We start from the raw sequence: 12109 nt of genomic DNA, 5'->3' as shown, positions 1-12109 counted from the left end.
AGACCGAAAAGCGCCCTCCGCGTGACGACCCTTTTCCATAACACGGGAATAGGACGATTGTGTGATGGAATTCCGGGTGGTGTTTCTCCGCCGTTTCGGCGCAACCGCCCAGTTCGTTCCCAATGATTCTTGGCAGTCTCAGATCCATAACGATCACCAGTCAATCTCGGAAAGTGGCAATTTCGCCTTCTGCTCGCTGGGTACGGTGTGGCGAACACCACGGACCCCCTGGCGGTGAGGTCGGCCACTCGTGACCCGGGCGGCCGCCGAACCTGGCGGGGGGCCCTTCCCATGAGGAGGAACCCCAGTGAAGATCAGGCGTGCAAGCGCGGCCGTCGCGGCCGTCGCCACCGGCGCTCTCCTGCTGTCGGCCTGCTCGAGCCCGGCGTCGGACGACCAGCCGGAGACCGAGGAGACCACGGCGGCCGAAGAGACCGCCGACACCGAAGAGATCACGGACTCGTGCAAGGTCGACACCGGTGTCACCGAGTCGGCCGACGGCGAGATCCAGTACTCGGCCGGTGAGGTGCAGTGGGCCGGCTACAACGGCCTGCTGCCGGACACCTACTCGACGTACAACTCCGTCGTGAACGACCGCATGATGGGCGGCTTCATGTACTTCGGGGTCGACGGCACCATCTGCCAGGACGAGGAGTACGGCTCGTTCGAGGCCGTGTCCGAGGACCCGCTGCAGGTGCAGTACACCCTCGCCGACGACGCGACGTGGTCCGACGGCACCCCGATCAGCTACGCCGACTACCTGCTCGACTGGGCGACCCAGGCGGTCACGGTCGACGGCGCGATCACCGAGGACGCCTCGGAGGAGCCGCTGTTCAACCACGTGTCCGGTCTGACCCTGGGTGACTACGTCCCCGAGGGCCCGCAGGCCGACGGTGCGGACGCCAAGTCGTTCCAGTACGACTACGAGCGCGTCTACGCCGACTGGCAGCTCAACGTCTCGAGCGCCTTCCCGGCGCACGTCGTGGCCGACCAGGTCGGCGTCTCCGTCGAGGAGCTCGTCACCGCCATCGAGGAGCTCGACATGTCGGTCCTCGAGCCGGCCGCCGAGTTCTGGAACACCGGCTGGCTGTCCTCGACCCCGGGCGAGCTGCCCGACCCGGCGCTGGTCCCGGTCTCCGGTCCGTACATGCTCAAGGAGGACGGCTGGATCGCCGGCCAGTCCATCACGCTGACGGCCAACGAGAACTACTGGGGCACCCCGCCCGCGACGACGGAGCTCACCTTCCGCTTCGCGGCCGCGGACACCCACGTGCAGGCGCTGCAGAACGGTGACCTCGACGTCATCGAGCCGCAGGCCACGGTCGACACGATCCCGCAGCTCGAGCAGATCGGCTCGTCCGTCGAGGTCCTCACCGGTCAGACCCTGATCTGGGAGCACCTGGACTACAACTTCGGTGACAGCTCGGTCTTCGCCGACAACCTGGCCGCCCGCGAGGCCTTCGCCTACTGCGTGCCGCGTCAGAAGATCGTCGACGACCTGATCGCGCCGATCGACGAGAACGCGGTCGTCATGAACGCCCGCGAGGTCTTCCCGTACCAGACCGAGAAGTACGAGGAGGTCACGGCCGAGTCCTACGACGGCCGCTACGACGAGGTCGACCTGGAGATGGCCACGGAGAAGTTCGCCGAGGCCGGTCTCGAGGAGGGCACCGAGATCCGCATCGGTTACTCCGCGCCGAACCCGCGTCGTGCCGACGAGGTCGCCGCCATCAAGTCGTCCTGCGACCAGGTGGGCTTCAACATCGTCGACGCCGGTGACCCGGAGTTCTTCGCCGCCGGTGGTGCGCTGGAGACCGGTGACTGGGAGATCGCCCTGTTCGCCTGGGCCGGTTCCGGTCAGATCGCCTCCGGCCAGAACATCTACGCCTCCGGTCGCCCGCAGAACTTCGGCGGGTACTCCAACGAGACGGTCGACGAGGCCTGGGACACCCTGGCCTCGACGGTCGACGAGTCGGTCCACCTGGAGCAGACCAAGGTGATCGAGTCCGAGCTGTGGGACACCCTGTACGGCATCCCGCTGTTCGCTCACCCGGGTGTCGTCGCGCACTCGGCCGACCTGGAGAACGTCCGCTTCACCGCGGCCCAGGACGGGATCGTCTGGAACGCCGAGCAGTGGTCTCGCGCCTCCTGACGTCCTGACCGCCTGACAGGCACCGTGTGGGGGCAGGGATGACCTCCCTGCCCCCACACGCCTGCCTTGACCGAAAAGGGGCACAGCGTGCTCAAGTTCATCCTTCGACGACTGGGGATCTCGTTCCTCGTGCTGTGGGCGGCGTCGCTGCTCATCTTCGTGCTGACGATCAACGCGGGCGACCCCCTGGCAGATCTGCGCGAGTCCAACGCCGAGAACCGCGAGAGCCTCATGGCCCTGCGCACCGAGCAGATGGGCCTCGACCTGCCGTGGTACGAGCGCTACTGGGAGTGGCTCTCCGGCGTCGGCGGCTGCTTCACCGGCAGCTGCGACCTGGGGACGACTGTCAACGGCGCCAACGTCCTCGACCTGACGGCGCAGGCCGCCGGCTCGACGCTCCGACTCGTGACGCTGGCGACCCTGCTGGCGATCGTCGTCGGCATCGCCGCGGGTATCGTCTCCGCGATCCGTCAGTACACCGGCTTCGACTACGGTGTCACGTTCCTCGCCTTCCTCTTCTTCTCGCTGCCCGTGTTCTGGGCGGCGGTGCTCCTCAAGGAGTACGGCGCGATCCGCTTCAACGACTGGATCGCCAGCGGCGACATGGAACCACCGATGATCCTCGGCTTCGCCCTGGTCGCGGCGGCGATCATCCCCGCCGTGCTGGGCGGCCCCTGGCGCCGACGCCTCTACACCGGGGCGGCCACCTTCACCTTCGTCGCCGTGCTGCTGTACGTGCTGAACGTGCTCGACTGGTACCGGAACCCGTTCTTCGGGCTCGCGATGGTGCTGCTCACCTCGCTGGGTGCGGCGGTGCTCGTCACCGCCCTCGTGGCCGGGCTGGGCAACCGACGGGTGCTCTACGCGGCGCTGACCACCGCCGTCGTCGGGACGCTCAGCTACCTGGTCTTCGCCGGGGTCCTGCTGGAGCCCACGTGGCTGCAGCTGATCGGCCTGTTCGTGCTGGCGATCGTCGTGTCGATCGCGATCGGCGCCGCCTGGGGCGGCTACGCCCGCAAGCAGGCGATGTTCATCTCCGCGGTCACCGGTGTCATCACCTCCGGGGTGATCGTCTTCGACATCCTGGTGGCGCACTGGGCCGGCTTCCTCGAGCTCAAGTCGCGGCCGATCTCCACGATCGGGTCGCAGACGCCGAACTTCAGCGGTGACTTCTGGGAGTCGGTGCTGGACTCCGGGATGCAGCTCATCCTGCCGACGATCGTGCTGACCCTGGTCTCGGTCGCCTCGTACTCCCGGTACACGCGGTCCTCGATGCTCGAGGTGATGAACCAGGACTACGTCCGCACGGCGCGCTCCAAGGGCCTGTCCGAGCGGGCGGTCATCACCAAGCACGCGTTCCGCAACGCCCTGATCCCGATCACCACGATCGTCGCCTTCGACTTCGCGGGCCTCATCGGCGGTGCGGTGATCACCGAGCGCGTCTTCGGCTGGAAGGGCATGGGCGCCATGTTCCAGGAGTGCCTGGACCGGGTCGACCCCGACCCGGTGATGGCCTTCTTCCTGGTCACGGGAACGGCGGCGGTGCTGATGAACATGCTCGCCGACATCGCCTACGCCTACCTCGACCCACGGATCCGGCGGTGAGACCCATGACCGGACCCCGTACGCACCACACCCGCGGAGCGCACCATGACTGACCTCAAGAATCCGCCGGCCGAGGAGAAGTCCTACAGCCAGGGCCAGCTCGTGCGGATGCGGTTCTTCCGCCACAAGGGAGCCATCATCTCGATGGCGGTCATGGCGCTGGTGATCCTGGTCGCCTTCACCTCGATCGGCATCGGCCCGATCCCCGGCTGGTGGGACAAGGTGCCCGAGCTGCAGTACCCGAAGATCGGCGACGGCGCCCCCAGCTGGGAGCACCCGTTCGGTCAGGACACCGGCGGCAAGGACTACTTCGCCCTGGTGATGCTCGGGACCCAGAAGTCCCTCATCATCGCGTTCGGCGTGGGGATCATCTCCACCGTCATCGGCACGCTGGTCGGGGCCCTGGCCGGCTACTTCCGCGGCTGGGTCGAGGCCGTGCTCATGCGCATGACGGACCTGCTGCTCGTCATCCCGCTGCTCGTGCTCGCCGCGGTGCTGGGCAAGATGGCCAGCTCCTGGGGCATCTGGGGACTGACCCTCATGCTGGGCCTCGTCACCTGGACCGGTCTCGCCCGCCTGGTGCGCGGCGAGGTGCTGTCCCTGCGCGAGCGCGAGTTCGTCGTGGCGGCCTACGCCGTCGGCACGAGCAGCAGCCGGACGATCTTCAAGCACATCCTGCCCAACGCCATCGGGACGATCATCGTCTCGGCGACGCTGGCCATCTCGGCGGCGATCCTGCTCGAGACGGCGCTCAGCTTCCTCGGGTACGGCGTGCAGGCACCGGACACCTCGCTGGGCCTGCTGATCCAGCAGTACCAGACGGCGTTCACCACGCGTCCGTGGCTCTTCTGGTGGCCGGGGCTGATGATCCTCGCCATCGCCCTGAGCGTGAACTTCATCGGCGACGGTCTGCGCGACGCGTTCGACCCCCGCCAGAACAGGACCAAGGCCTGATGACCACCCTCGATCTCTCCTCCGCGCCGGACGCCACCACCCCCGGCGACGCCGTGCTGTCCTTCACCGACCTCGAGGTGACCTTCGGCACCGAGTTCGGCGACGTCCACGCCGTCAAGGGCATCTCCCTGGAGGTGCGTCCGGGTGAGGTCGTCGCCCTGGTGGGCGAGTCCGGGTCCGGCAAGTCCGTGACGTCGACGACGGCGCTCGGTCTGCTGCCGGGCAACGCCCGCGTCTCGGGACGGGTCCAGGTCGGCGACCAGATCGTCGGCGACCTGGACCCGGCTGGGCTGCGCAAGATGCGCGGCAACGACATCGCCATGGTGTTCCAGGAGCCGATGACCGCGCTCAACCCGGTGCTCACCATCGGCGACCAGCTCACCGAGGCGCTGCAGCTGCACGGCATCGCCTTCGGCAAGCAGGCGATGGCCCGGGCCGCCGAGCTGCTCGACATGGTCGGCATCCCGGAGCCGGAGCGGCGTCTCAAGCAGTACCCGCACGAGCTGTCCGGCGGTCAGCGCCAGCGCGTCGTCATCGCCATGGCGATCTCCTGCGACCCCAAGGTGATCATCGCCGACGAGCCGACCACGGCCCTCGACGTCACCGTGCAGGCCGACATCCTCGACCTGCTGCGCTCGCTGAAGGACAAGCTCGACACCGGCATCCTGCTCATCACCCACAACATGGGTGTGGTCGCCGACATGGCCGACCGCGTCGCGGTGATGTTCAAGGGCGACCTCGTCGAGACCGGCAGCGCCGCCCAGGTGCTGACCGACCCGCAGCACGACTACACCAAGCGGCTGCTCAAGGCGGTGCCGCACCTCGGCGAGGGCCGGGGCCAGGACGACGCCGCGGTGGCCCGCTCGGTGGAGACCGAGCGTGCCGACGCCGAGACCCCGGCGCTCGAGCTGGACCAGCTGGTCATCGAGTACCACCGGCTCGGCAAGCCGCCGTTCCGCGCGGTCGACGACGTCTCCTTCACCGTCGGTGCGGGCGAGATCGTCGGACTGGTGGGCGAGTCCGGGTCGGGCAAGTCCACCATCGCCAAGTGCGCCCTCGGCCTCATCCCGGCGCGCTCGGGGTCGGTCCGGATCCTCGGCGAGGACTTCGGCGCGATGCGCAAGAAGCAGCTCAAGGACCTGCGCCGGCGCATCGGCGTCGTGTTCCAGGACCCGGCGGCCTCGATCAACCCGCGCTTCCCCGTGGGCGAGGCCATCAACGAGCCGCTGGCCGTGCACAAGATCGGCGACGCGGCCTCGCGGCAGAAGCGGGTCATGGAGCTGCTGGACGCCGTCGAGCTGCCCCGGTCGTACTACAACCGGTACCCGCACGAGCTGTCCGGTGGTCAGCGCCAGCGCGTCTCCATCGCGCGGGCGCTCACCCTCGAGCCGGAGCTCATGGTGGCCGACGAGCCGACGTCGGCCCTCGACGTGTCGGTCCAGGCCGCCGTGCTGGAGATGTTCCTGGACCTGCAGAGCGAGTTCGGGTTCGCGTGCCTGTTCGTCAGCCACGACCTGGCCGTCATCGACATGCTCGCCCACCAGGTGGTCGTCATGCAGGAGGGCCGCATCGTCGAGAAGGGGACCCGCGACCGGGTGCTGCGCTCGCCGCAGGAGGAGTACACCAAGCGGCTCCTCGCCGCGGCGCCCGTGCCGGACCCGACCGAGCAGAAGGAGCGTCGCGAGGAGCGGCACCGGCTGCTCGCCGAGTGGGGCGACGAGGTCTCCGAGATCCGCCTGCGCGAAGGGGCCTGACGGCCCCATGCTGCGGTCCGCGTGGCGGCGCGCTGTCGCGCACCGCGGCCTGCTCGCCCTGGTCGCCCTGCTCGTCGCCGCGATCGCGGCGACGAGCGGGGCGACCGCGGGGGCGGTCACCGCCACGACGACGGACGCCGCCCGCACGGCTCTCGACGCCGGCTCGACGGCGTCGCTGCAGGTGACCACGCGGGTCGCCGAGGATCCGGCGGCCCAGGACGCCCGGGTGCGCTCCACCGTCGCCGACCTGTTCGGCGACGCCCCGCTGCGCGTCGACCGCACCGAACGCCCTGACGGCGACGACACCCCGTTCGTCGAGTGGACGCTGACTCCGGTCGTGACGGAGGTCCTGCCCGCCGACCTCGCCGGGTTCGCCGCGGGCGGCGACGCGCTGCACGGTGTGCTGCGGGCCGACGACGCGGTGGCCGTCCGCGGCCTGACCGTCGAGGGCGACCTGGCGCAGCGTGCGGTCGCCGAGCAGCAGGCCCAGGCCGCCGCCCGGGCGGTGCTCACGGTGCCGGTCGCGCTGCTCGTCCTGGTGGCCCTGGTGGCGCTGGTGCAGGTCGCCCGCCTGGTCGCGCAGGCCCGGGAGCGCGAGACCGAGATCCTCGTCGCCCGCGGCGCCGACCCGGGCCGGCTGACGGCCGCTGCGCTCGGAGAGGCGGCGACGGTGTGCCTGCTCGCCGCCGCCGCGGGTTCCGCGGCCGCCGCCGGTGCCCTGAGCGTGGCCGGCACCCCCTCGCCGGCTCCGACGGTGCTGGTCGCGGGCGGTCTGGCCACGGCGGTCGCCGGCACGACCGTGCTCACCGTCGTGGCCGGTTCCCGGGCACGCGCCGTCGCGCGCCGTCGGCTCGCCGACCGGTCGGGACGGCTGCAGCGCGCCGCGGCCGCCGGCACCGTCGCCGGTGTCGGGCTGCTCGCCGTCGCCGGCATGTGGCGTCTGCGCTCCCTCGGGTCGCCGCTGGTCGCGGCGGACGGCGCCACGACCTGGGATCCTCTCGCCGCCGCGGGGCCGGCGCTCGCGCTCGCCGCGCTGGGCCTGCTCGCGCTGGCGCTCCTGGGTCCGCTCGCGCGGGCCGGAGCGCGGCTCGCCGCGAGGGGTCGCGGTGCGACCGCCGTGCTGGCCGCCCGCCAGGTCTCCCGCGGTCTGCGGGTCGCCGTCGTCCCGGTGGTGCTGCTGGTGCTCGCCGGGGGGTCGTCGGTCCTGGCCGCGACCTACGCCGGCACGGCCCCGCAGGCGCGGGCCGACCTGGCCACGCAGCAGCTCGGCACCGACGTCCGGGCCGTCGACGGCGCCGGGGCACGGCTGGCGCCCGAGCGACTCCCGATCCGCACGGCACGGCTCGCGGACCTGGACGGGGCGTCCGGCGCGGTCCCCGTCCTGGCCCAGGACGCCACGGTGCAGGGCGACCCGCTCGGGCTCGTCGCGATGCCGGCCGACGCCGCGCCGGACGCGGTCCGTCCCGTCGGGGCCGCCGCGGCCGTCGCCCCGCTGCGCGGCACGGACCCGTTCGCCGCCGCGCCCGTCCTGCCGTCCGGGACGACGGGGCTCACGATCGACCTGACGGGGACCGCCGTCGCCGACCCCGCCGCGCTGCCCCTCGGGGCCCGCGACCGGTCCGAGCAGGCGCTGGACGTCGCCGTCACGGTGTGGCTCGTCGACGCGCACGGAGCCCTGGCCGTCCTGGACGCCGGCGCGCTGACGCTGACGGACGACCCTGCCGACACCGAGCTGGCCGCCACCGTCCCCGCCACCCTCGCCGACGCCTCCGAGCTGCGGGTCGCGGCGCTTGAGTGGGACCTGCCCGGCGTCCTGGTCCCCACCGAGGTGTCCGTCGCGGTGAGCGGCCTCGACGCGGACGTCGAGGGCGCGCAGGTCCCCGTGGACGTCGCCGGGACCCGCTGGGCCGCCGCGGGGACCGCCCCGACCGCCTCCGACGACGGCGCTCTCGGCGCCGACCTGACGCTCGGGTCCCGTGACGGGACCTGGCTGCGGCTGCTGGCTGCCGACGGACCGGGAGCGCCGCAACGCCCGGTGGTCCCGGCGGTGGTCACCGAGGCGGCGGCGCAGCGCTGGGACGCCGCCGTGGGGGACGAGCTGGAGGCCACCGTGGCCGGTGCCGAGGTGGTCCTCCGGGTCGCCGCGACCACCGACACGGTGCCCGGGGAGTCGACGGCCGAGGCCGCCTGGGTCGATCTCGGGACCCTGGAGGCCGCGCTGCTCGCCACCACGGGCCAGCTGCCTCGGCCCGCCGAGGCCTGGGTCGCGGCCGACGAGCCCGGCGACGCCGCCGCCGTCGACCGCGTCGCCGACGACGTGGCGCAGCGCCTCGGCCCGACGGACGCCGGCGACGGCACCGCCGGCGTCGTCGTGCGGACCGTCGCCGACGTCACCGCGTCCGACGCCGGAGCGCCGGTCCGGCTCGCCATGGTCCTCGCGGCCGCCGGGGCGACCGTGCTCGCCGTCCTCGGCCTCGCCGTCGTGGCCGTGACGACCCTGGGCGCGCGACGCGGCGAGGTCGTCGTCCTGCGCGCGCTGGGTGTGGGCCCCCGGCAGCAGGGCAGGGGGCGCGCCGGCGAGCTCGTCGTGCTCGGCGGCGTCGGCCTCGGCGCCGGCGTCCTGGCGGGTGCGGCGCTCGCGGCGGCCACCGTGCCCGGTCTCGCGCACGCCGTCGTGCGGGGCGGGACGACGCCGGGCCTCGTCGTCGACGCCACGGTGCTGGTCCCACTGCTCCTGGCGGCCGTGGTCGGCGTGCTGCTGGTCGGCGCCGTGGTCGCCTCCCGGGTGGCCGCGCAGGCGCGCGACACGACCTACCGGGCGGAGGTGCGATGAGCCTGCTGCTCCTGGTGCGCCGGCACCTGCGCACCGCGGCCGGCGCCGTGCTGGCCCTGGCGGCGGTGACGGTCCTCGCCGCCGGCACCCTGTCGACGGTGCCGCGGGCGGTCGCCGCGGTGCACGCCGACCAGCTCGCGCACGTCACGGCGCAGACGTCCGCCCTGACGTCCGACGTCATCGCGACGACGCCCGTCTTCCCCGGCTACGGCGAGGACTACGACGCCTATGGCGGCGTGCACCGCGAGGGTCCGACCGACGGGGAGGTCGACCCGCCGGTGCCCGACCTCGACGGCTACCTCGCCGGGCTGCGCGACCTCGCCGCCTCGCGACCGGCCCCGCTGTCCGGCGTCCTCGGCGAGCCCGACCTGGTCGTCGCGGCGGACCGCACCGGGGTGGAGCGGGTCGAGGGCAACGACGTCGCCGCGCCGGGGATCGTGCTGCAGGCGGGCCCGTCGGCGTCGGCGCAGGTCCAGGTGGTCGAGGGGCGCTGGCCGGCCTCCACGCCCGTCCCCGCCGACCCGACGGCGATGCTGCCCGGCTCCGACGGCGTGGTGGAGTTCGAGCCCACCGCGATGGAGGTGGCGGTCTCGACCGCGGTCGCCGCCGAGCTCGACTGGGCCCTCGACTCGGTGCACGCCACCGACGAGCCGCTGCTGCCGCCGCTGCACGTCGTCGGCCTCTGGGAACCGCTGGACGCCGACGCCGACTACTGGGCGCACGTCCCCCGCACGACGACTCCCGAGATCGTGTTCGACCCCAACATCGGCAAGATCGTCACGGCGGGGGTCTTCGCCGACCCGGCCACGCTCGGCTCCTGGGTCCCCGCGCCGTCGGCGCGTGTCTGGTTCCCGGTCGACACCTCCGGCGTCGCCGCGCAGGACGCGCCGGCGCTGCTCGCCCAGCTGCGCGGCCTGACGGCCACGACCACCACCGTCGTCGACGGCGACTCCGCCGTGCTCGAACCGGCCACGGGGTTGCTCGACGTGCTGGAGACCGCGCTGGGCCAGCGCGCCGGCGTCGACGCGATCGTCACGGTGCTCGCCGTCGGACCGCTGGGCGCCCTGGCCGCCGTCCTCGTGCTCGCCGCCGGGCTGGTCGTCGACCGGCGCCGCGCGACGCTGGCGCTCGCACGGGCGCGGGGTGCGTCGATGACGTGGGTCCGCGGGGTGGTCGCGCTCGAGGGCCTGGTCGTCGGGCTGCCCGCGGCCGCGCTGGGGTTCGCGGCCGGGCTCGCCGTGGTGCCCGGGACCGTGACGTCCGGGCAGGTCGGCGCGGCGGTGCTGTGCGGGCTCGCCCCGGCGCTCGTGCTGGCCGCAGTGACCCCGGCCGCCGGGCTGCGGGCCGGCCGCGCGGATCTCGGGGCCGTCCCCGCCCGACGCCGGCACCTGCGCCTCGGGGTGGAGGCCGGCGTCGTCCTCGCCGGGGCCGGGACGTCGTGGCTCGCGGTGGACCGGGGCGTCGTCGCCGCGACGGGCTCCTCGACAGGCCCGACCGGCACCGGCGGCGGTGTCGACCCGCTCCTGGCCGTGGCCCCGCTGCTGGTCGGCGTCGCCGTCGCGCTGGTCACGTTCCGGCTCGTGCCCCCCGTGGCGCGCGCCGTGGAACACCTCGCCGCACGGGGCTCGGGACTCGTGCCGTTCCTCGGGGCGGCGCGCGTGCGCCGTGACCCGGCCGGGGGCCCGTTGCCCGCGGTGGCGCTGGTGCTCGCCGTCGGTGTCGCCCTGTCGTCGGTGGTGCTGTCCGGCACGGTGCGCCAGGGCGTCACCGACGAGGCCTGGGCGGAGGTCGGGGGAGACCTGCGGGTGGCCGGTCCGGTCGTCGACGGCCCGACGGCCGACTCCCTGCGGGGGATCGACGGCGTGGCCGCGGTCGCGCCCGTCGCCGACGCCGGCCGGTTCGCGCTCGGCCGTGTCGGCAGCGGCAGTCCCGTGACCGTGTGGACCACCGACGCCGCCGAGCTCGCGCGGGTGCAGCAGGACGTGCCGGGAGCGCCGGACGGGCTCGACCGGCTCGCGGCCACCGGCGACGGACGGCTCCCGGTCGTCGCGGTCGGCGACGGGGCCGGGCAGGTGACCGACGGACAGGTGCTGTCCGGGCCCGGGGGCGCTCGCACGGAGGTCGTCGTCGTGGACCGCGTCGACGCCCTGCCCGGCCTGCCGCCGTCGTCGGGCGCCCTGCTGGTCGACGCGACCGCGGCCGGGGACCGGGTGGGGATCGCACCGGGGACCGCGCGCCTCGCGCTGGTCGGCCTGGCCGGCGGCGGCGGCGCCGCCGAGGCTCCGGACCCCGACCGGGTCGAGGCGGAGATCGGCGTGCTGCTGCCCACAGCCGTCGTCGACGACCCGCGCGAGGGTGAGCAGGCGCTGCTGTCCTCGCCGGCCGCCGCCGGTCTGGCGGCGGCGTTCACCGTCGCCGTCGCGCTCTCGGCGCTGCTGTGCGTGGCGACCGTGACGCTGATGCTCGTCCTGGCCACGCCGGCCCGCACCCGCGTGCTGGCCGTGCTGCGCACCCTCGGCCTGCCCCGCCGGGCCGAGCGCGGGCTGGTGGCGTGGGAGGTCGGGCCCTGGGCGGTCGCCGCGCTGCTGGCGGGCGGCGTCGTGGGCGTGCTGGTGCCGGCGCTCGTGCTGGCGGTCGTCGACCTGACCCCGCTGACCGGGGGTACGGCGTCGCCCGCGCTGGTGGTCGACCCCTGGGGGCCCGCGGCGCTCGCCGGGGGCCTGCTCGTCGCGGTGGTCGCCGGCACGCTGGTGGCCGGATCGGTGGGGCGGCGCCGGGGTGCCGAGACGTGGCGGACGGCGACGGACTGAT

At 73.5% G+C, this 12109-nt stretch carries 6 protein-coding genes; all 6 read left to right on the top strand.

Going from position 1 to position 12109, the window contains the following annotated elements; all coding sequences use genetic code 11:
- Positions 1–307: 307 nt before the first annotated feature.
- The 6 genes from V5O49_RS11110 (at position 308) to V5O49_RS11085 (ending at position 12108) form a co-directional block, all read left to right on the top strand.
- Positions 308–2152: an ABC transporter substrate-binding protein gene (locus V5O49_RS11110; protein ID WP_332902295.1), complete on the top strand. Its 1845-nt coding sequence runs from the start codon at positions 308–310 to the stop codon at positions 2150–2152.
- Positions 2153–2239: 87 nt separating this feature from the next.
- The gene (locus V5O49_RS11105; protein WP_332902294.1) at positions 2240–3757 is read left to right on the top strand and encodes an ABC transporter permease; all 1518 of its coding nucleotides are present in this window, start codon (positions 2240–2242) and stop codon (positions 3755–3757) included.
- A 45-nt stretch (positions 3758–3802) separates the two neighbouring features.
- Complete coding sequence (locus V5O49_RS11100) at positions 3803–4711, top strand: ABC transporter permease (RefSeq protein WP_278236771.1); 909 nt, start codon at positions 3803–3805, stop codon at positions 4709–4711.
- Positions 4711–6465, top strand: a complete 1755-nt coding sequence (locus V5O49_RS11095; protein WP_332902293.1) for an ABC transporter ATP-binding protein — start codon at positions 4711–4713, stop codon at positions 6463–6465. The genes V5O49_RS11100 and V5O49_RS11095 overlap by 1 nt, the downstream gene beginning before the upstream one ends.
- A 7-nt stretch (positions 6466–6472) precedes the next feature.
- Complete coding sequence (locus V5O49_RS11090; RefSeq protein WP_332902292.1) at positions 6473–9298, top strand: FtsX-like permease family protein; 2826 nt, start codon at positions 6473–6475, stop codon at positions 9296–9298.
- Complete coding sequence (locus V5O49_RS11085) at positions 9295–12108, top strand: FtsX-like permease family protein (protein ID WP_332902291.1); 2814 nt, start codon at positions 9295–9297, stop codon at positions 12106–12108. The genes V5O49_RS11090 and V5O49_RS11085 overlap by 4 nt, the downstream gene beginning before the upstream one ends.
- The last annotated feature ends 1 nt before the right edge of the window (position 12109 follow it).

The sequence above is a fragment of the Isoptericola haloaureus genome (genome assembly GCF_036689775.1).
In the GTDB taxonomy this organism is placed as follows: domain Bacteria; phylum Actinomycetota; class Actinomycetes; order Actinomycetales; family Cellulomonadaceae; genus Isoptericola; species Isoptericola haloaureus.
The sequence above is the reverse complement of the archived record's forward strand: the minus strand, read 5'-3'. Positions and strand labels throughout refer to the sequence as shown.